This is a genomic window from Rhodococcus sp. IEGM 1370, from assembly GCF_033142325.1.
Classification (GTDB): Bacteria; Actinomycetota; Actinomycetes; order Mycobacteriales; family Mycobacteriaceae; genus Rhodococcoides.
Map to the genome: position 1 here is coordinate 31,517 of NZ_JAWLRY010000003.1, position 24,618 is coordinate 56,134.

Consider the following 24,618-nt stretch of genomic DNA (forward strand, 5'->3'; position numbering starts at 1 on the left):
GGGACGCGGGGGGGGCCCCGGGGACGCACGCCGGGGGACCAGCGGGCGGGGGCCGCGTTGCGCGCCGGCACCAACCACCCCCCCCCCCCCCCCCGCCCCGCGCGTTCCATACGCGGGCGGGGGCCGGTGGTGTGTGCGGCGTGCAATCAGCGGACGGTGTGCACGATCAGAACGTCGCAGGTGGACTTGCGAGCGGCGTCCGACGGAACCGAACCCAACAGCCGGCCCGTCAACGAGTTCAGGCCGCGGTTGCCGACGACGAGCAGGTCACCCTTGACCTCGTCCACGAGTGCCAGCAGCGACTCGACGGGAGCACCGACGATCGCCTTCTCCTCGATGTTCTTCGCACCGGCCTTGGTGGCGTGCTCGCGCGCCGTGCGCAGAATCTCACGCGTCGGTGCCGATCCGGTGATCTGGTAGGCGTCCTCGCGCAATGCGTCGGCGGCAGCGGACGTGTCCTTCGGATCGGCCGGGTAGTACGCACAAGCGATCACCAGGGTGGCAGCGGCGTCTCCCGCCAACGCCGCGGCCTTCTCCACTGCCCGCAGTGACGATTCGGAGCCATCGGTCCCGACGACGACGGTGCGGTAGGCGCTCATTCATTCCTCCATTTGTCGGTCACACACACAGATGTGACACTTCTGCTCGAACTCGATTGGTGCAAGTCACAGGACCGAAAAACGTGGTCCGGGGACTGATTCGCTGACATTAGCCGGAACCGGCCGATCGGCACGTGAACTTGGGGAACAACACGATCCGCGCCACTCACATACATTGGTTTCCATGCCGATTCCCCGCCCGCCACTGTCGAGACGGGCCATGACTGTCGGTGCCGCCGTGATTGCGGTTCTGGCTGTAGCCGCCCTCGCATTCGTACTCCTCCCCCAGGATTCGAGCGCCGACACATCCACGCGTGATGCGCGCATCACGCTACCGGACAGCCCCGGATCGACGGGCACCGTCGACATCGACGCTCGTCTGTACGTCCCCGCCGTCACCCCCGCACCGACGGTGCTGCTCGCCCATGGCTTCGGCGGCAGCAAGGACTCGGTCGACGGCGAGGCACGTGACCTCGCCGCCCGCGGGTACACCGTGCTCGCCTACAGTGCACGCGGGTTCGGCGACAGCACGGGTTCGATCTCGCTCAACGACCCCGACCGCGAGGTCGCCGACGCACGCGGACTCATCGACTGGCTCGCCGAACAACCGGAGGTGGAACTCGACGCCCCCGGTGACCCGCACGTCGGTGTCGCCGGCGGATCGTACGGCGGCGCACTGGCTCTGAGCGCAGGCGGCACCGACCCCCGGATCGATTCGATAGCCGCAGCGATCACCTGGAACGACCTGGGTCAGGCACTGTTCCCCAACTACGGCGTCACCTCCGCCGAGGGCCGAGAAGCCCTCGGCGACACCGCCACCCCCGCAGCTGCCGAATACGGCGGACCCGGCGTCCTCAAGCGCGGCTGGGCCGGAGTGTTCTTCGGAGTGGGCGCCTCCAGTGCAGCACCGGCCGGCGACGGAAACGGCAACGGCACCGGAACCGGAACCGACGGCAACGAAGCCGGCACCGCCGAGGAGACATCCGCCTGCGGACGGTTCGCACCCGAATTCTGCGACGCCTACGCCCAGTCCGCAGTGACCGGAATCCCCAGCCAACAGCTCCTCGATCTGCTCACGGCCCACTCGCCGGTCGCGGTGGCGTCGAACATCACCGCGCCGACCCTGCTGGTTCAGGGCAGCCAGGACACGCTGTTCGGTCTGGATCAGGCCGACGCGACGGCTCGTCAGATCGCGGCGGCCGGTGGGAACGTCACCGTGCGATGGTTCGACGGCGGTCACGACGCAGGTGGGACGGACGGCACGAGCGATCAGGCCATCGCCGACTTCTTCGACACGACCTTGCGTGAGAGCGATGCTGCTACAGACAGCCAGCCGTTCGTCTACTCCACTCAGCGGGCAGCCGACGAACGCGGCGGCGACCGCAACCGCCGAATGACGGCTCCTGACTACCCGGGGCTCAGCCCCGACTCCGACCCCACCGAGACTCGATCGGTGACGTTCACTCCCGCTGCGGAGAACCAGTCGATCATCCGTCCGCCCGGGGCGTCGCCGTCGGCGATCTCGTCGATACCCGGTTTGGGCTCGGTGCTCTCGACCCTGGGATCGACCGGGGCCGGAGCAGCCCTGACCGCGGACCTGCCGGGCCAGTCGGCAACGTTCACCAGCGAACCCGTCGATTCGTCCGTGACGGTCACCGGTGTGCCGCGGGTGAATCTGCGCGTGGCGTCGCTGGCCTCGCCGGGTCAAGCGGTCCTGTTCGCGAAGCTCTACGACGTCGCGCCGAACGGCACGAGAACGCTTCCGGGCGGGGCCGTCTCGGCGATCCGCCTGCCAGACACCGAGGGCATCGATCCCGTCGACGTCACCGTTGCCCTGCCTGGCATCAGCTACCTCGTCCAGCAGGGTCATCGCCTCGAACTGAGCATCTCCACCACCGATCAGGCGTATGCCGTGCCGCTCGAACCCGCACAGTTCAGCGTGGCCATGACCGACAACACCATTGCGTTGCCCACCGTCCCCGCGGAAGCGAGCGCGAACAGCACTGTTCCGGTGGCACCACTGATCGGCATCGGGGTCGTCCTGCTCGCGGTCGCCGGTGCGATCGTGGCCGGAGTCGTGCAGACCAGACGCCGCGCGGTCGCCGAAGTGGACGAGAGTCTGATCGACACCCCTCTGGTGATCACCGATCTGGCCAAGACGTACTCCAACGGTTTTCGGGCAGTCGACGGCGTCAGCTTCGAGGTGAAGCAGGGCCAGGTTCTGGGTCTGCTCGGGCCGAACGGTGCAGGCAAGACCACGACCCTGCGCATGTTGATGGGCCTGATCACTCCCACCGGTGGTGACATCAGGGTCTTCGGTCACAAGGTGACGCCAGGAGCACCGGTGCTGTCCAGGTTGGGCTCCTTCGTCGAGGGATCGGGCTTCCTGCCGCACCTGACCGGAACACAGAATCTGCGGCTGTACTGGGAAGCGACCGGTCGCCCGATCGAGGACGCCCATCTCGAAGAAGCCCTCGAGATCGCAGACCTCGGCACCGCGATCGAACGCAAGGTCAAGTCGTACAGCCAGGGCATGCGGCAACGGCTCGCCATCGCCCAGGCCATGCTGGGGTTGCCGGATCTGATGGTCCTGGACGAGCCGACCAACGGACTCGACCCACCGCAGATCAGGACGATGCGCGACGTGCTGATCAACTACGCGAAGACCGGACGAACCGTGTTGGTGTCGAGCCATCTCCTCGCCGAAGTGGAGCAGACCTGCACCCACGTGGTCGTCATGAATCGCGGATCGGTGATCAGTTCCGGCACTGTCCGCGAACTGACCGCGGCAGGCGGACAAACGGAGATCAGGGTCGACGACGCCACCCGCGCGCAGTCCGTGCTTGCTACCTCCGGCCACGACGGCGCAGTCGTCGTCGACGACGGCACGGTGACCGTCGACCTGACCGACGCGGATGCCGCCGTCGTGATCCGAGAGCTCGTCACCGCGGGGATCTCGGTGCGCGGATTCTCGCAATCGACGCGCCTCGAAGACGTGTTCCTAGACCTCGTCCACCGAGACACCCCCGGGTCTTCCACCAGCAAGGATCGTTCATGAGCACCACACACGCAGACGGGCGCGCTGCCGGATACACCGGCGGCAGCACCTTGCCGTTCCGTACCGAGTTGCGCAGGCAACTGGGACGTCGACGCACTCAGCTGGCGATCGGCTTCCTGGCGCTGCTGCCGGTAATTCTGGCCATTGCGTTCACAGTCGGCAGCTCGGATGCGGACTCGGACGCCGGTGGGCTGATCGAACTCGGCACTCGCGGAGGCATGAACTTCACGGTCTTCGCTCTGTTCATGTCCGTGGGATTTCTGCTGATCGTGGTGGTGGCCCTATTCTTCGGCGACTCGGTGGCAAGCGAAGCCTCGTGGTCGAGTCTGCGATACCTGCTGGCCATTCCTGTGCCCCGGAGTCGACTGCTGACGCAGAAGGCATTGGTGTCGGCGACGCTGTCCAGTGCTGCGATTCTTGTGCTCGTCGGGGTGTCCCTGCTGATCGGCACCGCGATGTACGGCGCGGAGTCGCTGATCACCCCGCTGGGCGAGGGGCTGCCCTACGGCACCTCACTGGTTCGGCTACTGATCGCGGTCGCGTACATCGGCATCAACCTGCTGTGGGTCGCGGGCCTGGCGATGCTGCTGTCCGTGCTCACCGACGCCCCTCTCGGGGCCGTCGGCGGCGCGGTGATGACATCGATTCTGATGCAGATTCTCGACCAGATCACGGCACTGGGATCACTCCGCAACTACCTGCCCGGGCATTACGCCAATTCGTGGATCGATGCATTCGGCACGAGCATCGACTGGAACGACATGGTGGTCGGCTCGTTCTCGGCCGTCACGTACGCGGCACTGTTCGGGTTGATCGCGTGGCGACGTTTCGGCACCAAGGACATCACCAGCTGAGGCGGGCTACTTCTTCTTGATCGCGGGCCCGAACACACCATCGGGAATGACGCCCGCACCGACGATCGACTCGCGCCACGGCGTCGCGAGCGAGACCAGCCGCGCCGCACCGTCCTCGCCGAGCGCAGCCCACGGCGCGGCGGCGAGGTCGTTGGTGATGTCCTCGACCAACGTCCGGAGATCCTTTCCGTCCTGAGTCAGCGCGCCGTCGGACGAGAGCAGCTCACGGTCGGCCAGAGACGCAACGGCCCCGTCCCACTGCTCGGTCGACCATCCGCGACGCTTGCGGGCGAACTCCTTCTCGAAGCCGTAGCCGGTGGCGGTATGGGTGATGAGTGCTTCGAGACCGCTCAGTCCCGCCGTCTGCAGCGCCGCGAGGTGACCGTCGCCGCGGTATTCGCGAATCAGAGTCAGGGCGTGCCACAGCACGAGATGCGGAGCTGTCGGCCAGTCGAGCTCGGCATACGCGGAGTACAGGGGTCGGCCGTCGTCACCGGGAATGCCACGGGCTGCGATCGATGCCAGGTCTGCGGCCTCGGCCATGTCCGCGGACGTCAGGACCTCGGGCCCGAGCAGTCGGGCGAAGGCGGCATCGAGCGTGTCGTACCGGATTGCCATGATCTCGTCGGGTGACGCGATGTCCCAGGCGGCCGGAATCAGCGGCGCGATCAGTTCACGATTGAAGTTGTAGAACGTGGCGGTGACGACACCTGCACCGACCCGCCCCAAAGGCGCTGCCCGGCCCGCGAAATAGCAGGCCCGCGGCGGCAACCCGGCGGCGACGAGAGCGTCCTGCGTCTCCGGAAGGAAATAGGTCATCGAGTGAATGAGCTCGAGCGCGCGAGAGGTGCGGCCGGCGGTGGTTGCGTCCATCGTTGAACCGTAACCGAACCTATTTGAGGCCGGCCGCATCCATCCCGCGCAGTTCTTTCTTCAGATCTTGGATCTCGTCGCGCAGTCGGCCGGCGAGCTCGAACTTGAGCTCGCGTGCCGCGTTCATCATCTGATCGGTCATGTTCTTGATCAGATCGGCCAGTTCGGCGCGCGGCATCGACGAGACGTCCTGGCCCTCGTACACCCCGGTGCTGACCGACCTGCCCGCCTCGCCCTGCGCTCGCCGGCCCCGGCTGGCGTTGCGACCGGACCCTCCGACTTCGACGACGGAATCGGTGTCCTCGGCTTCCTGGTAAACCTGGTCGAGGATGTCGGCGATCTTCTTGCGCAGCGGCTGAGGGTCGACGCCTCTTTCCTTGTTGTACGCGATCTGCTTCTCACGCCGACGCTCGGTTTCCTCGATCGCGTAGGTCATGGAATCGGTCATCTTGTCGGCGTACATGTGTACCTCGCCGGAGACGTTTCGGGCGGCACGACCGATGGTCTGGATGAGGCTGGTGCCGCTGCGGAGGAAGCCTTCCTTGTCGGCGTCGAGAATCGCCACCAGCGAGACCTCGGGCAGGTCTAGACCCTCACGGAGCAGGTTGATGCCCACCAGCACGTCGTACTCGCCGAGTCGGAGCTGCCGGAGAAGTTCGACGCGGCGCAGCGTATCGATGTCCGAGTGCAGGTAGCGGACACGAATGCCCAATTCGAGCAGGTAGTCGGTCAGATCCTCCGACATCTTCTTGGTCAGCGTGGTCACCAGCACACGCTCGTCTTTCTCCGCGCGTTCTCGGATCTGATGGACCAGGTCGTCGATCTGGCCCTTGGTCGGTTTGATGACGACCTTGGGATCGACGAGTCCGGTCGGACGGATCACCTGCTCGACGAACTCTCCCCCGGTCTGGCCCAGCTCGTACTTGCCCGGAGTTGCCGAGAGGTAGACCGTCTGACCGATCCGCTGAGTGAACTCCTCCCACGTCAACGGTCGGTTGTCGGTCGCGGACGGCAGGCGGAAACCGAAGTCGACGAGGTTGCGCTTGCGGGACATATCGCCCTCGTACATCGCCCCGATCTGCGGAACCGTCACGTGAGACTCGTCGATGACGAGCAGAAAGTCCTCGGGAAAGTAATCGATCAACGTTGCAGGCGCGGTACCTGCACCGCGTCCGTCGATGTGCCGCGAGTAGTTCTCGATACCCGAGCAGAATCCGACTTGCTTGATCATCTCCAGGTCGTATTGCGTCCGCATCCGCAGCCGCTGAGCCTCGAGCAGCTTTCCCTTGCCCTCCAGCTCCGCGAGCCGACCCTCGAGTTCGGCTTCTATGTCCTTGACGGCTCGTTCCATCCGCTCCGGCCCGGCAACGTAGTGCGTGGCCGGGAAGATGCGCACCGAATCGACCTGCCGAACGATGTCGCCGGTCAGCGGATGGAGGTAGTACAGCGCTTCGATCTCGTCGCCGAAGAACTCGATGCGAATCGCCAGTTCCTCGTAGGACGGAATGATCTCGACCGTGTCACCGCGAACTCGGAACGATCCGCGGGTGAAGGCCATGTCGTTGCGGGTGTACTGCACGTCCACGAGCAACCGGAGCAGCGCGTCACGCTGCACTTCGACGTTGACCTCCAGCTCGATCGACCGATCGACGTACGACTGCGGAGTACCGAGACCGTAGATGCACGACACCGACGCCACCACGACCACGTCGCGGCGCGAGAGCAGAGATGCCGTCGCCGAGTGCCGCAGACGCTCGACATCGTCGTTGATCGACGAGTCCTTCTCGATGTAGGTGTCGGTCTGCGCGATGTACGCCTCGGGCTGGTAGTAGTCGTAGTACGAGACGAAGTATTCGACTGCGTTGTTGGGCAACATGTCTCGCAGCTCGTTCGCCAACTGCGCCGCCAAGGTCTTGTTCGGTGCCATCACCAGAGTGGGGCGCTGCAGCTTCTCGATCAGCCAGGCAGTGGTGGCCGACTTACCGGTACCGGTGGCACCGAGCAACACGATGTCCTTCTCGTCCGCCTTGATCCGCCGTTCCAGCTCGGCGATGGCGGTCGGCTGATCGCCTGCCGGCGTGTGTTCGCTGACGACCTCGAACGCCGGTCCGGTGCGCTCGATTGCGCCCACCGGACGGTGCTCGGAGTGCGCGACAACGGGATGTTCGGATGCAAACGCCATTTCACAAGCGTAGACGCGACCACCGACAAGTTCCGTCGGGCAGACCCCGGACGTCGGTTCCCGGTAGCTTCTACAGGCATGGTCGCTCACACGTCAGCCGGTGCGCACACCGTCGTTCATGCCCCCAAGCACGAGACGTTCGACCTCGTCGCCAAGACGAACGTGGATCCCAAGGGGTTCGTCCGGGTCGTCGACGAATACCGCGTCGAGCCGTGGGGGCTGTACATGGCCCGCCCGTCCGATCACGCCCACTTCGACTACCTGGAGTCCTGGTTGCTGCCCGCTCTGGGGCTACGGGCCTCGGTGTTCCACTATCTGCCCGCGCACGCCCGCGATCAGGACTACTACGTCGACATCGGCGAGTACACCGCAGGCACCACCCGATGGACATCCGTCGACCACTATCTCGACCTCAGCGTGCGTACCGGCCGCGATTACGACCTGCTCGACGTCGACGAGTTGTTCGACGCTCGGGTGGCGCACCATCTCGACACCCCCACGGCCGAGCTCGCGCTGGCCAGATCGATCACGGCCATCGAAGGACTGACGCGGCACGACTACGACCTGAACGCGTGGCTCGCATCCCTCGGAATGCCGACCGAGTGGAACGGCAAGCCGTCCTGACTCGGTCGGCCCCGATTCACGCGGTCCAGTCGGTCTGCTCCGCCCACTGCCATGCCCGACGGTATGCCACGTCGAACCATGGGGCTTTCGCGTTCTCGTAGGCCTCGATGGCCGATTCGAAGTCGGTGATTCCGGCAGCCGCCTCGGAGGCGCGTCGCTTGATTCCGGCGTACTCGGTGGTGATGTTGTCGTCCGCCCGCAGCCAGTCCCGGAACAGCAGGGCGAACGTCTGATTCGGCCAGCCGTCGACCCGGATATGTACGTTCGCCGGCCGGCCGGGGTCCGCGCTGCCGTGAAAACGCTTGGCCCACACGGCAGGATCGGCTTCTCCGCCGATTCCGTATGCGGGCTTTGGATAGTCGAAGTTGCTGGCCTCTCGCCGAGGGAACCCTGCCACGCGCAGCTGCTCGGCGACAGCATCGGCGTCGTCGAGCCCGCGCACGGTGATCTGGATGTCGATGACATCCTTCGCGTCGAGACCGGGCACCGCGGTGGAGCCGATGTGGTCGATTCGGACCGCTTTGTCCGCGCAGGCAAGGGCCAGGCGCGAGATGATGCGTCGGGCCTGCGATTCCCACGTGGGGTCGGCTGTCACCTGTTCCGGATGAACGCGCGCGATGATCCCCTCCCTGATGTTGCGCTCGAAGGGAATCAGACGTTCGCTCCACAGGGCTCGGACGACGTCGTCGACGCTGCCCAGCGCACCGGTGTTGTCGATCCACACGTCTGCTGCGGCGCGGCGCGCATCATCGGTTGCCTGTGCTGCGATCCGCGCGCGAGCGTCGGCCTCGGGCATGCCTCGCTGTCCCGTCAGACGACGCACCCGTTCCTCGGCGTCGACCCACACGATGACCACCAGGTGAAAGAACGGGCCCATCGATCCCTCGACGAGGAGCGGAATGTCCTGCACCACTACGGCATCCGGCGCTGCACCGTCGATGATCGCGGCGGTGCGCTCGCCGACCAACGGATGAACGATGGCGTTGAGCTTCTTGCGGGATTCCTCGTCGCCGAATGCCTTGGCCGCCAATGCCGGACGGTCGAGCGAGCCGTCGGGTGCGAGAATGTCGGCTCCGAAGGTGTCCGTCAGTCGTTGCAGCCCAGGTGTTCCCGGCTCCACGACTTCACGGGCAAGCACGTCGGAGTCGACGAGCACTCCCCCGAGCTCGGTCAGCACCTTGGCAACGGTCGATTTTCCGGCACCTATTCCACCGGTCAGTCCCAGTCTCAGCATGCACCCAGTCTGACACTCGAACACGCCGAATCACACCAGCCTCAAATGCACCGTTTTCGGAGGTGGGTCGGTTATCTTCGACGAGCGCGACCTCGATGTGCCGACCCACAGCTATTGAAAAGGACACCCATGCGAAGCAATCAGATCCAACCGGGTCGGCACCGCCTTGGCATGGATGCAGGCGTTCATTGCATTCTCATCCCGGAAGTAGCCTCGGCGTTGGCCGACCATCGGCGTAACTGGTTCACCAACCTCCTGACCCCCGCCCGCCACAGCTTCGCCAGCATGCGCAAGCGCACGGAGAGCGTCGGCCAGTGGAGTCCAGCCACCGCCGCGTAGTTCGCACTCCCCCTCACACATGGGCCCGGTTCATCGGAACCGGGTCCATTGTCGTGTCCGCAGCTTCTCTGCTCCCCTGATTCGAAACGAGAAAGCCCCGGTTCTCACGTGGAGAACCGGGGCTCGGTGTCACACCCTCACGGGTGGACCACTTCTATCAGGCGTTGCCCGACAGCTTCTCGCGAAGTGCAGCGAGCTGCGCATCGCTGGCCAGCGAACCACCGGTCGAGGCCGGAGCCGACGCTGCGGGAGCGTCGCCTTCTGCATCGGCGGGGGCCTGACCCGACTCGGAGGAGTAGTTGGTGTTGGCGGCTTCGGCAGCTTCGTCCTTGGCCGTCTTCTCCATCTGAGCGGTGTGCATCTTGTGGCGACGCTCCGCCTCGGCGTAGCGACCTTCCCACTCTTCACGCTGCTTCTCGTAACCTTCGAGCCATTCGTTGGTCTCGGAGTCGAAGCCCTCGGGGAAGATGTAGTTGCCACCCTCGTCGTACGAGTCGGCCATGCCGTACTTGGACGGATCGAACTCTTCTGCGTAGTCCTCGTTGGCCTGCTTGAGGCTCAACGAAATCCGGCGACGCTCGAGATCGATGTCGATGACCTTGACGAGTGCGTCGTCGCCGACACCCACGACCTGGTCCGGAACCTCCACGTGGCGCTCGGCCAGCTCGGAGATGTGCACGAGGCCCTCGATGCCCTCTTCGACGCGCACGAATGCACCGAAGGGAACGAGCTTGGTGACCTTGCCGGGCACGATCTGGCCGATCGCGTGGGTGCGAGCGAACTGGCGCCACGGATCTTCCTGAGTTGCCTTGAGCGACAGCGAAACACGCTCGCGGTCCAGGTCGACGTCGAGAACCTCGACGGTGACCTCGGTGCCGACCTCGACAACCTCGGACGGGTGATCGATGTGCTTCCAGGACAGCTCGGAGACGTGCACGAGTCCGTCGACGCCACCCAGGTCCACGAAGGCACCGAAGTTGACGATGGAGGACACGACGCCCTTGCGGACCTGGCCCTTCTGGAGCTGGTGCAGGAACTCGCTGCGGACCTCGGACTGGGTCTGCTCGAGCCATGCGCGGCGCGACAGGACCACGTTGTTGCGGTTCTTGTCGAGCTCGATGATCTTGGCCTCGATCTCCTTGCCGACGTACGGCTGGAGGTCGCGGACGCGACGCATCTCGACGAGCGAGGCGGGAAGGAAGCCACGAAGACCGATGTCCAGGATGAGTCCACCCTTGACGACCTCGATGACGGTGCCCTTGACGGCCTCGTCCTTCTCCTTGAGCTCCTCGATCGTGCCCCAAGCGCGCTCGTACTGAGCTCGCTTCTTGGACAGGATCAGACGGCCTTCCTTGTCCTCCTTGGTGAGGACGAGTGCTTCGATCTCATCTCCCACGGAGACGACCTCGTTGGGGTCGACGTCGTGCTTGATGGAGAGCTCGCGGGAAGGAATGACGCCTTCGGTCTTGTAACCGATGTCGAGTAGAACCTCGTCACGATCGACCTTGACGATGGTGCCCTCGACGATGTCACCATCGTTGAAGTACTTGATCGTGGCGTCGATGGCGGCGAGAAAATCCTCTGCGGAGCCGATATCGTTGACGGCTACCTGCGGTGAGGTTGTGGTTGAGGGCATGTGTTGAGTTGCTCCGGACGGGTTGGGTATCGGTTGATGGATGTTCGGTCGGACTTGGTGAAACGTGTGCAACACGAGCATCTTCGGCGAATCCGTTGCCGGATCCGTGTGCGCCGAGGTCGAGGGAACCCGACCTGGGCGCAGCATGAACACACTCGCGTTGAACAGGGTACGCGATGCCGCAGTACCAGCACAAACCCGGTTAGAGTCGGCGTGTGACCGATCTTTCCACACCGTCGTCCACTCCCGGCCGCGGCCGAATCGATTCGGTCGCGAGCGACCGCGCGAGTCGTCTCTGGTGGGATTCCGACGCCGAGAGCTACCACCGTACGCACGGCGCGTTTCTCGGAGTGTCGACCGAATCCGGGGAGTTCGTCTGGTGCCCGGAGGGGCTGCACGAGGGCGACGTGCATCTGCTGGGCGACGTCGCGGGCAAGGACGTCCTCGAAGTGGGCTGCGGCAGTGCACCGTGCGCCCGCTGGCTCGGAACCCAGGGTGCGCGCGCGATCGGTCTCGACATCTCGATGGGCATGTTGCAGCGCGGCGTCGATGCAATGACCGCGGGCGGGTCGACGGTTCCGCTGGTGCAGGCCAGTGCCGAGTCCTTGCCGTTCGCCGACGAACGGTTCGACATCGTCTGCTCGGCCTTCGGTGCGGTGCCGTTCGTCGCGGACTCGGCCAATGTGATGAAGGAAGTCGCGCGGGTACTCCGGCCGGGCGGGATCTGGGTGTTCGCCGTCAACCATCCGATGCGCTGGGTGTTTCCGGACGATCCCGGGGTCGGCGGTCTGACCGCGACGATTCCGTACTTCGATCGAACCCCGTACGTCGAATACGACGCCGACGGGACTCCCAACTACGTGGAGCATCACCGCACGATCGGTGACCGCGTGCGCGAACTGGTCGCCGCAGGTCTCGAGGTGCGCGACATCGTCGAACCGGACTGGCCGGAATGGCTCGACCGCGAGTGGGGACAGTGGAGCCCACTGCGCGGCCAGCTCTTTCCGGGCACCGCGATCTTCAGCAGCCGCAAACCGCACTGACGGAGTCCGCCGCGATCAGCGCCGGTGCACCCGGGCTTCCACGGCCTCGGTGAATGCGCTGGTCGACGCCTGCCCACCGAGGTCGGCTGTCGCGACCCCGGATTCGACCGTGGCGTCGACGGCGTCACGGATCCGGCCGGCGGCCGCGGCCAGCCGATCGTCCCTGTGCCGCGGGGCGAGCCACTCGAGCAGCATTGCAGCGGACAGGAAGAGTGCCGTCGGATTGGCCCGGTTCTTCCCTGCGATGTCCGGGGCCGATCCGTGCGAGGCCTGCGCCATCGCCTGGGTTTCCGAGGAATTGATCGACGGCGCGGTGCCCAACGACCCGGACAGCTCACCCGTCAGATCCGACAGAATGTCACCGAACATGTTCTCGGCCACGATGACGTCGTAGTCCTCGCCCCGCCGAACCAGGTGCGCCGCGAGCGCGTCGACGTGCTCCTCGGTTACCTGGACGTGCGGAAATTGCTCGCTCACGGCGCGGCACGCATCGCGGAACAGCCCCGTCGTCATGGACAGCACGTTGGTCTTGTGCACGATGGTCAGTTTCCTGCTGCGTCGCTCAGCCAGCGAGAATGCCTCACGTGCAATGCGTTCGCAGGCCGCACGCGTGAACACTCCGACGGCCAACGCCACATCGGGAGTGGGCATGAACTCCCCGCTGCCGACGAACATGTTGCGATCGGCGTAGAAACCCTCGGTGTTCTCTCGCACGACCACAAGATCCATCCGCGGAGACACCGCCCGTACGCCGGGCAGTGCCTTCGCCGGCCGAATGTTGGCGAACAGGTCGAATTTCTTGCGAATCCGTCCGCCTGGAGTCAGTTCGGATCGGAACGGCTCCGGATACGACGCGCTGTCGTGCGGTCCCAGAATCCAGCTTTCGAGCTCACCCAATTCGTCCAGCGTGTTCCCGGGTATCGGCGTTCCGTGGTGGTCGATGGCGTCCATGCCCAGAGGGAGGCGCACCCAGTCCACGGCCGGTCCGCCGACGGACGCCAGGGCCGCGTCGACCACCCGGATCGTCGCGGGCACGATCTCGTGGCCTATCCCGTCGCCGGTCATGGCCCCGATCCTGAGCGTCGTCGTATTCCGTGCGTCCGTCTGCGACATCATGGGCTCCATGGTGCAGTCCGCTGAACTACTACTCGACTCCGGCCTCGACGCAGCGGTGCGCCGCGAGTGGGCGGCGCTGTCCGAGGCCGGGCTCCCGAGTCAGAACCGCCACCGCGGTGAGTCGAATCGCCCGCACGTCACCGTCGCAGTGGCGTCGTCGATGCCGGCCGCGGGGGACGACGGCGATGCGGTCCGCTTCGATCCGTTCGATGTGCGCCTGGGCGGGCTCGTCGTGTTCGGCGGTCGAACGATCACCCTGGCGCGACTGGTCGTTCCGTCGAGCGAGTTGCTCGATCTGCACGCCCGGATGCACGAGGCAGTGGGCGAACGTTCGCTCGACCACCTCGAACCCGGCCGATGGACGCCGCACGCGACGTTGGCTCGACGGTTGACGCCCGAGGAGGCAGGAGCGGCGGTGCGCCTGCTCTCGGCGGACATCGATGATCTGGTGGGATCTGCGGTGGCGCTGCGCCGATGGGACGGCGAGGCCAAGCGCGAATGGCGGATCGGCTGACCCGGGGCACTCTAGAACCGGAAGTCGCCGAACTGGGTCACCTCCGCGTGGGTATCGGGAGCGAAGCCTGCGAGCACGACGGCGTCGAGGGCCAGGAACAGCAGCACAACTACCAATACAATTGTCATGCCGCAAGCTTCCAACCTGCGAAGAATGCGCACGAGTGGCAGTAAAGCCATATATCGACGACTTTCTGCCATACTTCTTTTCATGCTGAAACGAGTGGTTGTCGCGCTGATGCCGTTGACCGAACAGTTCGAGCTGGGCGTCGCCTGCGAGGTGTTCGGATTCGATCGCTCGGACGAGGGCCTACCCACCTACGACTTCTCTCTGATCGCAGGTGTCCCCCAACCGATCCGCACCCGCGTCGGTTACACCATCGACGTCCCTCACGATCTCGACAGTCTCGACAGCGCCGATCTGATCATCATTCCGGCCGGCGGCACCGAAGCCGCCGAGGACGGTACATACGTCTGCGGAGCTGGATACAACTCGTCCATCGAGCCACTACTGGCCAAACTTCGCGCGGCCGTCGACAGGGGTGCCATGGTCGCCAGCCTGTGCAACGGCGCGTTCGTACTGGGCAAGGCCGGACTGCTCGACGGCCGCCCCTGTACGACGCATTGGCGGCACTCCGCTTTGCTGGCCGCGAAATATCCACTCGCGCAGGTCGATCCGAACGTCCTCTACGTCGACGACGGAAACGTGCTGACAAGCGCGGGCACAGCGGCCGGAATCGACCTGTGCCTGCACATCGTGCGCAAGTACCAGGGCAGCGTCGTGGCCAACGGGATCGCTCGCCGGATGGTCGTTCCTCCGCATCGTGACGGCGGCCAGGCTCAATTCGTCACCAGTCCCCTGCCCGCCACTCGTACCGAGACACTGGCTCCGCTGCTGGACTGGATGACCGAGAACCTCGACTCCGAGCTGACCATCGGTCGACTGGCGGCGAGGGTGAACATGTCGGCGCGAACCTTCGCCCGCAAGTTCGCGGCCGAAACCGGAACCACGCCCGCGCGCTGGCTCAACGACCAACGAGTACTGGCGGCGCAGCAGCTGTTGGAGAACTCGGATCTGCCGATGGATTCGATCGCCGAGGTGGTCGGTTTCGGAAATGCGGCAGCCTTGCGGCAGCATTTCGTGAGGTTGCGATGCACCACGCCGAATGCGTATCGCCGCACGTTCCGTGCCGCACCCCAGCCCGCCTGACGCAGGCGCTCCGACCCGGCCGGGATGATTCCGGTGAGTACCTGCGTTGGAACACTCCAGAAGCGCAATCAATCGAAAGGGACCGCGTGGCCACTCAGACTTTGACCCAGCAGAATTTCGACGAGATCGTGACGAACAACGACGTGGTGTTGGTCGATTTCTGGGCGTCCTGGTGCGGACCGTGCCGCCAGTTCGCGCCGACGTTCGAGAAGTCGTCCGACGCGCACCCCGACGTGGTGCACGCCAAGGTGGACACCGAGGCCGAGCAGGGACTTGCTGCCGCGGCGCAGATCCAGTCGATCCCGACGATCATGGCGTTCCGCGAAGGAATTCTGGTGTACGCACAGCCCGGTGCACTGCCTGCGCCGGCGCTCGAGGACCTCGTCGGTCAGATCAAGGCACTCGACATGGACGTCGTGCGCCAGCAGATCGCCGAGCAGGCTCCCGCGGCGGAGTAGTTTCTCGCCGCTGCACACGACGCGAAGGGCCGCTCACCGAATTCGGTGAGCGGCCCTTCGTCGTTCGTCCTGCGCGGCCTCGAATCAGTGCGCAGCGGCATCCCAGCTGCGGCCGGTGCCGACCGAGACTTCCAAGGGCACCGACAGTTCGATGGCCGAGGACATCTTGTCGCGTACGAGCGCTTCGACTTCCTCACGCTCGGATTCGACGACCTCGAGCACCAGTTCGTCGTGGACCTGCAACAGCATTCGTGACTTCAGCGTCGACTCCGCCAGTGATCGGTGCACGTCGATCATCGCGACCTTGATGATGTCTGCGGCGGTGCCCTGGATCGGGGCGTTGAGAGCTGCCCGCTCGGCGACCTCGCGGCGCTGACGGTTGTCGCTGTTGAGATCGGGCAGGTAGCGGCGCCTGCCGTACAGCGTGGAGGTGTATCCCACCTTGCGCGCTTCCTCGACGGCGTTGCGCAGGTAGTCACGGACGCCGCCGAACCGCGCGAAGTACGCCTCCATCTGCTGCTTCGCCTCGTCGGTGGAGATCTTGAGCTGCGCGGCGAGACCGAATGCGCTGAGTCCGTATGCCAATCCGTACGACATCGCCTTGACCCGGCGACGCAGTTCGGGGGTGACCTCCTCGATCGGCACGCCGAACGCCCGGGCACCGACGAAACTGTGCAGATCCTCGCCGGTGTTGAACGCCTCGATCAGACCTTCGTCGCCGGATACGTGCGCCATGATGCGCATTTCGATCTGGCTGTAGTCGGCAGTGAGCAGTGTGTCGTATCCGGCCCCGACGACGAAGCCGTCACGGATGTGGCGTCCCGCCTCGTTGCGCACCGGAATGTTCTGCAGGTTCGGCTCGGTGGACGACAGTCGTCCGGTGGCCGCGACCGTCTGGTTGAACGTGGTGTGAATGCGGCCGTCGTCGGCGACGGATTTCAGCAGGCCGTCGACCGTCACCTTCATCCGCGTCGCGTCCCGGTGATCGAGCAGGAACTTCAGGAACGGATGCTCGGTCTTCTCGAACAGCCCCTGCAGCGCATCGGCATCGGTGGTGTACCCGGTCTTGGTCTTCTTCGTCTTGGGCATGTCGAGTTCCTCGAACAACACCACCTGCAACTGCTTCGGAGACCCGAGGTTGATCTGCTTGTCGATCACGCCGTAGGCGGAGTTCGCGGCCTCGTCCACCTGCGCGGCGAATCCGGATTGCAGCGCGCGCAGGTGATCACCGTTCACGGCGATACCCGTTGCCTCGACATCTGCCAACACCGTCAGCAAAGGCAGCTCCATCTCGGAGAGCAGGGTGGTCGACTCGATGGCGGCGAGCTCGGCGTCCAGCGCATCGGCCAGGTCGATGACGGCCCGCGCCTTGAGAATCTCGCCCTCCGCGAACGCCGCATCGGCGGTGTCCTCCGCGTCGAGCAACGACATCTGACCTTCACCCGCATCCTCCACCCGGAGTTCGCGCTTGAGGTAGCGCAACGACAGGTCGTCGAGATTGAACGATCGCTGACCGGGCCGCACCAGGTACGCCGCCAGTGCGGTGTCGGTGGTCAAGCCGCCGAGGGTCCAGCCGCGCCCACGAACCGCATGCAGAGCCCACTTGGCCTCGTGCAAGGCCTTGGGTTGCGCTGCATCTGCGAGCCAGGCCGCGAGTGCCTGCTCGTCGGATTCGTCCAGAGCGGTCGTCGTGACGAACGCGCCCTCGCCGTCGGCCGCGGCGATCGCCACCGACGTCGCATCGCTGTCGAACGGCCGACGCGCGCCGAGAATCGACAGCCCACTGCGCCTGCCGTCGGCTGCGTGTTCCGCCAACCAGGCGGCCAGTTCACCCGGTGCGACGATGCCGCCGCGGACGTCGAACCCTTCCTCCGCCTCGGGTTCGACCGACGCGAGTGTCTCGAACAACCGGTCCCGCAGAATGCGGAACTCGAGGTCGTCGAACAAGGCGTGGATCTTCTCGCGGTCCCACGGAGCGAGTTCGAGCTGATCGGGGGTGTAGGGCAACGGCACATCTCGGACCATCTCGGTGAGCTCGCGGTTGAGCACCACACTGGACAGGTTGGCGCGCAGTGCGTCTCCCACTTTGCCCTTGACCTTGTCCACGTTGTCGACGAGGGCGGTGAGGGAACCGTATTCGATGATCCATTTGGTGGCCGTCTTCTCGCCGACCCCAGGAATGCCAGGAAGGTTGTCGCTCGGGTCTCCGCGCAGGGCCGCGAAGTCCGGGTACTGCGACGGCGTCAACCCGTACTTGGTGGCGACCTCGTCGGGAGTGAACCGAGTCAGATCCGAGACGCCCTTGCGCGGATACAACACCGTGACGTTGTCGGTCACCAGCTGCAGCGCATCGCGGTCGCCGGTGACCACCAGGACGCGGTAGCCGAGCGCCTCCGCCTGGGTCACCAGAGTGGCGATGATGTCGTCCGCCTCGAAGCCGGCCTCTGCCATCACCGGGATACCCATGGCCCCGAGTACGTCCTTGGTGATGTCGACCTGGCCGGCGAACTCGTCCGGAGTCTTGCTGCGGTTGGCCTTGTACTCGGGGAACCGCTCGGCGCGGAAGGTCTGCCGCGAGACGTCGAACGCCGCCGCGATGTGCGTCGGTTTCTCGTCCCGCAGCAGATTGATCAACATCGAGGTGAACCCGTACACCGCGTTGGTGGACTGACCGCTGGTGGTCTTGAAGTTGTCCGCAGGCAACGCGAAGAAAGCACGGAACGCCATCGAGTGGCCGTCGATGAGCAGCAACGTGGGCCGCTCCCCGCCCGCCTTCGCGTCGGTCTCGGCTGCGGGCGCTGCACTTTTCTCCGTTACTGGGCTCACGGTTGACCAGTCTAGGGAGCGGGTCCGACAACTCGAAGCCGGATGCAGGTGCCGCGACGCGATCGCTCTCACGGCGCGCGTCGTGCACCGCGAAACACAACCGATACTTTCCGGAAATCTCAGTCGCCGATTTTGCGTCGTTTCAGCGGATAGAGTCCGACAATTGCAGGAAACCCCACATACCCGTGGCTCAACGACAACCCGTCCGGAGGACGTGCGTGGCTCCAAATGTTCGATGGACCAGAAAGGTGCAACCGCCGAGGTTGCGCGCAAGATCTGCCGTTCGGCTCTTCCAGCGAACACTCCTACTCGCCGTTCTGAGTTCCATTGCCGCGCTGCTGTTCAGTGCGCCGGCATTGGCCCAGGAACCTACCCCCACTCCCCCGGCAGCACCGGGGACCAGCGCCGAACAGGCACCGCCGGCGGACGCCGTCAGCGTCGCCGGATCTCTCAACAACGGTGGCGAACGACTCATCGGAGTCGACGTCGCGGCGCTGGACGCGTCCGGCGCCGAAGTCGCCCGCACCACCAGTGAAACCGGCGGTCGGTGGACCCTCGAATTGTCGCCCGGCACATACACATTCCAGGTGGTTCAGGAAACGCTCCCCGACGGCGTCAGCGTCCAGGGCGAGGTCCAGCGCGATGTGCAGGCCGGGCGTTCCAACACCGTCATCTTCTCGTTCGGTGAGGCCAGAACCGCCACCAGCATTCCGTTCTACGAGAAGTTCGTCCGCACCACGGTCGACGGCTTTCGTTTCGGCCTCGTCATCGCGCTCGCCGCGGTCGGACTGAGTCTGATCTTCGGCACCACCGGTCTGACGAACTTCGCGCACGGAGAAATGGTCACGCTCGGTGCCGTCGCGGCGTGGTTCTTCAACGTCAGTGTCGGGATACAACTCATCCCGGCCACGCTGCTGGCAATCGTCGTAGGAGTCGCGATCGGCTGGCTCAACAACGCCCTGATATGGCGGCCGTTGCGCAAGCGACGGACCGGCCTCATCGCGCAGCTCGTGGTGACGATCGGCCTCGCAATCGCACTGCGCTATCTCATCCTGATCTTCTTCTCGGACCGCTCCGAACCCTTCGACGACTACCAGGCTCAGACCGAGAACAACTGGGGTCCGCTCTCGATCACCAACGTCAACCTCGCCTGCATCGTCATCAGCATCGTCGTCCTGGTCGGCGTCGCACTGATGTTGCAGCGCACCAAGATCGGCAAGGCCATGCGTGCGGTTGCCGACAACCGGGACCTCGCTGCGTCCTCCGGCATCAACGTCGAGCGCGTGGTCACGTTCGTCTGGTGCCTCGGCGGCGGCCTGGCTGCCCTCGGCGGCGTGTTGTTCGGGCTCTCCGAACTCGGCGGTCGCGTCCAGTGGGAGATGGGCTTCAAACTCCTGTTGCTCATGTTCGCCGGCATCACACTCGGTGGACTGGGAACGGCCTACGGCGCCTTCCTCGGTTGCGTCATCGTCGGTCTGCTCGTGCAGTGGTCGACGCTGGTCATCAATCCCGATCTCAAATACATCGGAGGGTTGCTCGTCTTGATTCTCATCCTCGTCGTCCGTCCACAGGGCATCCTCGGCTCGCGACAAAGGATCGGGTGACCTTCACATGGATATCATCGGCGCACTTCAGATCTCACTCGCTCAGCTGGTCGGCCCGTCGGCCATCTTCTACGCTCTACTCGCCATCGGCCTGAACCTGCACTTCGGTTACGCCGGACTGCTCAACTTCGGTCAGATCGGCTTCGCACTGCTCGGCGGCTACGGCGTCGGCATCACTACGATCACCTACGAACAGCCGCTGTGGCTGGGCATTCTGGTCGGCCTCGCTGCAGCCGGATTACTGGCCCTGGTTCTCGGCATTCCGACCCTGCGACTGCGAGCCGACTATCTCGCGATCGTCACCATCGCCGCCTCGGAGATTCTCCGATTGGTGTTTCGTTCCACCGCAACGGATTCGGTGACCAAATCCACCAACGGCATCACCGGCTTCGCCGGCCCGTTCACCAGCATGAGCCCGTTCGAGGGTGGTAAGTCCTACGAATTCATCGGCGTGCGGTTCCTCGGCAACGATCTGTGGGCCATGCTCGTCGGCTGGACGCTGGTCCTGCTGCTGTGCGGCGTGGTCTACCTGCTGACGCACAGCCCGTGGGGACGCGTCCTCAAGGCTGTCCGTGAGGACGAGGACGCAGCCCGTTCGCTGGGTAAGAACGTCTTCGTCTACAAGATGCAGGCACTGGTTCTCGGTGGCGTCATCGGCGGTATGGGCGGTGTGTTCAACGCACTGCAGACCCAATCCATCAACCCGGACTTCTACTCGACAGCCCAGACGTTCTTCGCCTTCGGCGCACTGATTCTCGGTGGGGCGGCAACAGTGTTCGGCCCGGTACTGGGCGCGATGCTCTTCTGGTTCCTGCTGTCCATTCCCGATGCGATTCTGCGGCAATTGATCTCCGGCGACGACCCGGTGCTCAACCTCACCGGTGCCCAGGTCGGTGCCACGCGATTCGTGCTCCTGGGAATCCTGATCGCCGTCTTGATGGTGTTCAGACCTCAGGGCATTCTCGGCAACAAGCGAGAGGTTCAACTCAATGCCTGACCCGAGCAAGGATGCTGCTGCAACGGCCGCACCGAGCAAGAAAGCAAGCACACTCGAATCACGCGCTGCGCAGGCGTTGTCGAGCGATCAACGCGCGGCCCTGTTCGCCGGTGTGCCCAACGAACCCGGCGCACCGAAACCGGACGCCACCATGGTGGTCGACGGCGTCTCGCGCACCTTCGGTGGCCTCAAGGCCGTCGACGTGGCGCACCTGGAGATTCAGCGTGGCTGCATCACCGGCCTGATCGGGCCCAACGGCGCAGGCAAGACCACCCTGTTCAACCTGCTCACGGGATTCGATCGACCCGACACCGGGACCTGGTCGATGGACGGCCAGGAACTGGGCCGGATGCATCCGCATCAGGTGGCCCGCAAAGGTGTGGTGCGCACGTTCCAGTTGACCAAGGCACTGTCGAAACTGACTGTGCTGGACAACGTTCGGCTGGGTGCAACCGGTCAGCGCGGTGAGCGCATGATCAACACCTTCATGCCGTGGACATGGAAAGCCCAAGAACGTCAGATCACCGAACGCGCCTACGAGCTACTGGGCCGCTTCAAGCTCGACGCCAAGGCCGACGACCTCGCCGGCTCGTTGTCCGGCGGCCAGCGCAAGCTGCTGGAGATGGCGCGTGCGTTGATGACCGATCCGTCGGTGGTCATGCTCGACGAGCCCATGGCCGGGGTCAATCCAGCTCTGACGCAGTCACTTCTGGGGCACATCAAGTCGCTTCGCGACGACGGTATGACGGTGGTGTTCGTCGAGCACGACATGGACGTCATCCGCGACATCAGTGACTGGGTGGTGGTGATGGCTCAAGGCAGCATCATTGCCGAGTCCACCCCCGAGGAGCTCTCCAACAACGGAGCCGTCGTCGACGCGTATCTCGGTAGCCATCACGATCAGGCTCTCGAATTCGATGCCGACGGCAATCCGGTCGGGGCAACCGCCGAACTGGCGGAGGCACTGAAGCAGGCCGAGAAGGAAGAACTCGAAGCGGGAGGCGATCTTTCGGAACCGGAGTTCGTCAGCCCAGTGACGCCCGACGTGGCCGAGGGCGGCTCACACCGGGCCAAGGAGGACAACTGATGAGCGAACAGACATTGACGCCGGCGGAATTCGCCGCGACACCCGAGGAACATGCTCGACTCGCCGAAGGTGCACTGCTGCGCGCCGACGGACTGGTGGCCGGATACATCCCCGGTGTCAACATCCTCAGCGAGTGCAACTTCTTCCTCAACGACGGCGAGATCGTCGGCATCATCGGACCCAACGGTGCCGGAAAGTCGACCCTCCTCAAGACCCTGTTCGGGCTGGTCGCCGTCCGTGAGGGCAGCGTCAAACTGCGCGGCGACAACATCACCTCCGCGGAAGCGCATGTGTTGGTCACCAAGGGAGTCGGCTACGTTCCGCAGACGCAGAACGTGTTCCCGTCGCTCACCATCGAAGAGAACCTCGAAATGGGAATCTATTTGCGTCCCAAGAAGTTCGGTGAGCGTTTCGAGTTCGTCAGCGAGCTGTTCCCGCTGCTCGGCGAACGCAAGAAGGTCAAGGCAGGTGCGCTGTCCGGCGGTGAGCGACAGATGGTCGCCATGGGACGCGCTCTGATGATGGAGCCGTCGGTACTGCTGCTCGACGAACCGTCGGCCGGATTGTCACCGATGTTCCAGGACGAGGTGTTCATCCGCTGCAAGAAGATCAATGCAGCGGGCGTCTCGATCATCATGGTCGAGCAGAACGCCCGTCGCTGCCTCCAGATCTGCGACCGTGGCTATGTACTCGATCAGGGCCGCAACGCCTACACCGACACCGGTCCGGCATTGATGAACGACCCGAAGGTGATCGAGCTGTACCTCGGCACACTGGCGGGAAGCAAAGAGAAGAAGTAGCTGCTCGGCAAACGATGAAGGCCCCGGTTCGATGTCGAACCGGGGCCTTCGTCGTTGCCGTCGAACGTGCGACACCTACGAAAACCTCTGGGCCCGAGTCCTGATCGAGGACTCGGGCCCAGAGGCTGTGTGACAGTTACAGATCACTCACCGACGACGATGTAATCTTCCGTCGTCAGGGTGTTGTCCGGTCCGAAGACCAGGTTGCCGTAGGAACCGGTGGCGGGCTCTCCTGCGTCACTGAAGTTCAGCGCGCCGGTGATTCCGTCGTAGTCGATGTCGGTTCCGGCCTTGACGAGCGGAAGGCACTCGGCGTAGCTGGTGCACTTGGTGCCGTCCTTGGTGACGCTGTTGATGTTGGCAGCGATGTCGGTACCTGCCGTCGACTTGGCCTGCTCGGCAGCGAGCGCCGAGATGATCACTGCGTCGTAGGACTCACCCGCGTAGTTGAAGTCGACCAGAGCCGGATCGACGACCTTGAGACGATCCTGGAATCCGGTGCCGACATCGGTCAACGGAGTGGTGCCGCGCATCGTGTCCAGCAGACCCGCTGCGACCGACTCACCGAGAGCGTTGCCCATGTTGCCGTCGACGCCGTAGACCAGCGTGCCGTCGGACGGTCCGATGCCGATCTCGTGCATACGGGTGATGATCTTCGCGGACTCCTCGAAGCCGATGATGGCCACGGCGTCCGGGTTGAAGTTCTTCACACCGTCGACCTCGGCGTTGAACGACTGTGCGTTCGGGTCGTAGATCGTGGTCTGGATCTGGTCCGCCGCGATGCCTGCCTCTTCGAGGTTGTCCGCGGTGTTCGCAGCCAGGCCCGTGCCGTACGGGTCGTTGAGCGCGAGGATGGCGACGCGCTGCGCACCGTCCTGGGCGATCAGCTGGGACAGGGCCTGCGCCTGCAGCACGTCGGTGGGTGCGGTACGGAAGTACTGACCCTTGTCCGGGTAGCAGACGAACTGATCGGACGTGTTGGCCGGCGAGAACTGCACGACGCCTGCGCTGGCGATCTTGTCGATGACCTTGAGCGAGACCGAGGACGACGCTGCACCGACGATGACGTCGGAACCGCCGGCGAGCAAGCGGTCCACCGTGGTGTTGGCGGTATCGGTCGTCGTGTCGCCCGAGTCACCGGGGATGAGCGTGACGGGCTGCTCGAGGACGCCACCGGCTTCGTTGACGTCGTTGACGGCCAGCTGCACACCGGCAACTTCGGGCGGGCCGAGGAAGGCCAGGGTTCCGGTCTCGGGGAGGAGGGTTCCCACCACCAGCGGGGCCGTGTCGGGGGTTGCCCCGGCAGTGGCCTGCTCGGGCGTGCAGTCGGTGGAGACGGTCGTTTCCGCGGCTGCAGTGCCGCCGCTGGCACTGGTGGAGTCGGTCGAGCCCGAGTCGTCGCTCGACGAACAGCCGAACAGTGCGAGCGAGGTAACGCTCAGCACCGCAGCCGTGCGGACATAGGTCCGAATTGCCATCTAGGTTCTCCTTGAAATTGCTCGTCGATGAAGCGCACCTGAGTTACATGTGGCTCACGTGTGGGTCAGACGCTAATGCTCGGAGCC

At 64.7% G+C, this 24,618-nt stretch carries 20 protein-coding genes; 12 read left to right on the plus strand and 8 right to left on the minus strand.

What is annotated here, in order from left to right; translation table 11 throughout:
- Positions 1–146: 146 nt before the first annotated feature.
- Positions 147–599: a universal stress protein gene (locus tag R4P47_RS06510; RefSeq protein WP_068050983.1), complete on the minus strand. Its 453-nt coding sequence runs from the start codon at positions 597–599 to the stop codon at positions 147–149.
- Between the two features lie 184 nt (positions 600–783).
- On the opposite strand from R4P47_RS06510, the gene R4P47_RS06515 reads away from it, so the two are divergent.
- Together R4P47_RS06515 and R4P47_RS06520 are read left to right on the plus strand one after the other, a co-directional pair.
- The gene (locus tag R4P47_RS06515; RefSeq protein WP_317548565.1) at positions 784–3,657 is read left to right on the plus strand and encodes an alpha/beta fold hydrolase; all 2,874 of its coding nucleotides are present in this window, start codon (positions 784–786) and stop codon (positions 3,655–3,657) included.
- On the plus strand, positions 3,654–4,511 hold the full coding sequence (locus R4P47_RS06520; protein WP_317784311.1) for an ABC transporter permease: 858 nt from the start codon (positions 3,654–3,656) through the stop codon (positions 4,509–4,511). Before R4P47_RS06515 ends, R4P47_RS06520 begins: the two co-directional genes overlap by 4 nt.
- A gap of 6 nt (positions 4,512–4,517) precedes the next feature.
- Here R4P47_RS06520 and R4P47_RS06525 read toward each other — a convergent pair whose 3' ends face one another.
- Together R4P47_RS06525 and uvrB are read right to left on the minus strand one after the other, a co-directional pair.
- Positions 4,518–5,384: an SCO6745 family protein gene (locus tag R4P47_RS06525; protein WP_317784312.1), complete on the minus strand. Its 867-nt coding sequence runs from the start codon at positions 5,382–5,384 to the stop codon at positions 4,518–4,520.
- 19 nt (positions 5,385–5,403) lie between these two features.
- Complete coding sequence (gene uvrB / locus R4P47_RS06530) at positions 5,404–7,566, minus strand: excinuclease ABC subunit UvrB (RefSeq protein ID WP_128645895.1); 2,163 nt, start codon at positions 7,564–7,566, stop codon at positions 5,404–5,406.
- A gap of 78 nt (positions 7,567–7,644) precedes the next feature.
- Here uvrB and R4P47_RS06535 point away from each other — a divergent pair, with 78 nt between their 5' ends.
- Entirely contained in the window at positions 7,645–8,190 is a 546-nt protein-coding gene (locus R4P47_RS06535) for a DUF402 domain-containing protein (protein WP_269593961.1), read from the plus strand.
- Positions 8,191–8,206: 16 nt separating this feature from the next.
- Here the strand turns inward: R4P47_RS06535 and coaE are convergent, their stop codons facing one another.
- Positions 8,207–9,424 (minus strand): dephospho-CoA kinase, encoded by a 1,218-nt coding sequence (gene coaE, locus R4P47_RS06540; RefSeq protein ID WP_317784313.1) that lies wholly within the window; start codon positions 9,422–9,424, stop codon positions 8,207–8,209.
- A gap of 129 nt (positions 9,425–9,553) precedes the next feature.
- Between coaE and R4P47_RS06545 the strand changes: the two genes are divergently transcribed.
- Entirely contained in the window at positions 9,554–9,763 is a 210-nt protein-coding gene (locus R4P47_RS06545) for a hypothetical protein (protein ID WP_068050934.1), read from the plus strand.
- 157 nt (positions 9,764–9,920) lie between these two features.
- Here the strand turns inward: R4P47_RS06545 and rpsA are convergent, their stop codons facing one another.
- Entirely contained in the window at positions 9,921–11,399 is a 1,479-nt protein-coding gene (gene rpsA, locus R4P47_RS06550; protein WP_027497255.1) for a 30S ribosomal protein S1, read from the minus strand.
- A gap of 215 nt (positions 11,400–11,614) precedes the next feature.
- Here rpsA and R4P47_RS06555 point away from each other — a divergent pair, with 215 nt between their 5' ends.
- A complete protein-coding gene (locus R4P47_RS06555; RefSeq protein WP_269593959.1) occupies positions 11,615–12,442 on the plus strand; it encodes a class I SAM-dependent methyltransferase in 828 nt (275 codons plus the stop codon).
- A 15-nt stretch (positions 12,443–12,457) separates the two neighbouring features.
- On the opposite strand, the gene R4P47_RS06560 is transcribed toward R4P47_RS06555, so the two are convergent.
- On the minus strand, positions 12,458–13,555 hold the full coding sequence (locus tag R4P47_RS06560; RefSeq protein WP_317784485.1) for an isocitrate/isopropylmalate dehydrogenase family protein: 1,098 nt from the start codon (positions 13,553–13,555) through the stop codon (positions 12,458–12,460).
- A gap of 10 nt (positions 13,556–13,565) precedes the next feature.
- On the opposite strand from R4P47_RS06560, the gene R4P47_RS06565 reads away from it, so the two are divergent.
- From R4P47_RS06565 to trxA, 3 genes are all read left to right on the plus strand, one after another.
- Entirely contained in the window at positions 13,566–14,072 is a 507-nt protein-coding gene (locus R4P47_RS06565; protein ID WP_317784314.1) for a 2'-5' RNA ligase family protein, read from the plus strand.
- A 210-nt stretch (positions 14,073–14,282) separates the two neighbouring features.
- Complete coding sequence (locus tag R4P47_RS06570) at positions 14,283–15,281, plus strand: GlxA family transcriptional regulator (RefSeq protein ID WP_317548568.1); 999 nt, start codon at positions 14,283–14,285, stop codon at positions 15,279–15,281.
- A gap of 86 nt (positions 15,282–15,367) precedes the next feature.
- A complete protein-coding gene (gene trxA / locus R4P47_RS06575; RefSeq protein ID WP_037192657.1) occupies positions 15,368–15,739 on the plus strand; it encodes a thioredoxin in 372 nt (123 codons plus the stop codon).
- A gap of 84 nt (positions 15,740–15,823) precedes the next feature.
- On the opposite strand, the gene polA is transcribed toward trxA, so the two are convergent.
- Positions 15,824–18,565, minus strand: coding sequence for a DNA polymerase I (gene polA, locus R4P47_RS06580; RefSeq protein ID WP_317784315.1), 2,742 nt, complete (start codon positions 18,563–18,565; stop codon positions 15,824–15,826).
- Between the two features lie 263 nt (positions 18,566–18,828).
- Here polA and R4P47_RS06585 point away from each other — a divergent pair, with 263 nt between their 5' ends.
- The 4 genes from R4P47_RS06585 to R4P47_RS06600 are packed head-to-tail and all read left to right on the plus strand — an operon-like array spanning position 18,829 to position 23,053.
- Positions 18,829–20,169 carry a branched-chain amino acid ABC transporter permease gene (locus tag R4P47_RS06585; protein WP_269593956.1) on the plus strand — a complete coding sequence of 447 codons (1,341 nt, stop codon included), beginning with the start codon at positions 18,829–18,831 and terminating at the stop codon, positions 20,167–20,169.
- 7 nt (positions 20,170–20,176) lie between these two features.
- Entirely contained in the window at positions 20,177–21,166 is a 990-nt protein-coding gene (locus R4P47_RS06590) for a branched-chain amino acid ABC transporter permease (protein ID WP_068052136.1), read from the plus strand.
- Complete coding sequence (locus R4P47_RS06595; protein ID WP_230594646.1) at positions 21,159–22,253, plus strand: ABC transporter ATP-binding protein; 1,095 nt, start codon at positions 21,159–21,161, stop codon at positions 22,251–22,253. The genes R4P47_RS06590 and R4P47_RS06595 overlap by 8 nt, the downstream gene beginning before the upstream one ends.
- Positions 22,253–23,053, plus strand: a complete 801-nt coding sequence (locus R4P47_RS06600; RefSeq protein WP_032394315.1) for an ABC transporter ATP-binding protein — start codon at positions 22,253–22,255, stop codon at positions 23,051–23,053. The genes R4P47_RS06595 and R4P47_RS06600 overlap by 1 nt, the downstream gene beginning before the upstream one ends.
- 143 nt (positions 23,054–23,196) lie before the next feature.
- On the opposite strand, the gene R4P47_RS06605 is transcribed toward R4P47_RS06600, so the two are convergent.
- Positions 23,197–24,531 carry an ABC transporter substrate-binding protein gene (locus tag R4P47_RS06605; protein WP_068052226.1) on the minus strand — a complete coding sequence of 445 codons (1,335 nt, stop codon included), beginning with the start codon at positions 24,529–24,531 and terminating at the stop codon, positions 23,197–23,199.
- Positions 24,532–24,618: the final 87 nt, after the last annotated feature.

Coding starts and splice junctions, on each gene's coding strand:
- R4P47_RS06510 (WP_068050983.1), bottom strand. CDS start 599: ATGAGCGCCTACCGCACCGTCGTCGTCGGGACCGATGGCTCCGAATCG.
- R4P47_RS06515 (WP_317548565.1), top strand. CDS start 784: ATGCCGATTCCCCGCCCGCCACTGTCGAGACGGGCCATGACTGTCGGT.
- R4P47_RS06520 (WP_317784311.1), top strand. CDS start 3,654: ATGAGCACCACACACGCAGACGGGCGCGCTGCCGGATACACCGGCGGC.
- R4P47_RS06525 (WP_317784312.1), bottom strand. CDS start 5,384: ATGGACGCAACCACCGCCGGCCGCACCTCTCGCGCGCTCGAGCTCATT.
- uvrB (WP_128645895.1), bottom strand. CDS start 7,566: ATGGCGTTTGCATCCGAACATCCCGTTGTCGCGCACTCCGAGCACCGT.
- R4P47_RS06535 (WP_269593961.1), top strand. CDS start 7,645: ATGGTCGCTCACACGTCAGCCGGTGCGCACACCGTCGTTCATGCCCCC.
- coaE (WP_317784313.1), bottom strand. CDS start 9,424: ATGCTGAGACTGGGACTGACCGGTGGAATAGGTGCCGGAAAATCGACC.
- R4P47_RS06545 (WP_068050934.1), top strand. CDS start 9,554: ATGCGAAGCAATCAGATCCAACCGGGTCGGCACCGCCTTGGCATGGAT.
- rpsA (WP_027497255.1), bottom strand. CDS start 11,399: ATGCCCTCAACCACAACCTCACCGCAGGTAGCCGTCAACGATATCGGC.
- R4P47_RS06560 (WP_317784485.1), bottom strand. CDS start 13,555: ATGTCGCAGACGGACGCACGGAATACGACGACGCTCAGGATCGGGGCC.
- R4P47_RS06565 (WP_317784314.1), top strand. CDS start 13,566: ATGGTGCAGTCCGCTGAACTACTACTCGACTCCGGCCTCGACGCAGCG.
- R4P47_RS06570 (WP_317548568.1), top strand. CDS start 14,283: ATGCTGAAACGAGTGGTTGTCGCGCTGATGCCGTTGACCGAACAGTTC.
- R4P47_RS06590 (WP_068052136.1), top strand. CDS start 20,177: ATGGATATCATCGGCGCACTTCAGATCTCACTCGCTCAGCTGGTCGGC.
- R4P47_RS06595 (WP_230594646.1), top strand. CDS start 21,159: ATGCCTGACCCGAGCAAGGATGCTGCTGCAACGGCCGCACCGAGCAAG.
- R4P47_RS06600 (WP_032394315.1), top strand. CDS start 22,253: ATGAGCGAACAGACATTGACGCCGGCGGAATTCGCCGCGACACCCGAG.
- R4P47_RS06605 (WP_068052226.1), bottom strand. CDS start 24,531: ATGGCAATTCGGACCTATGTCCGCACGGCTGCGGTGCTGAGCGTTACC.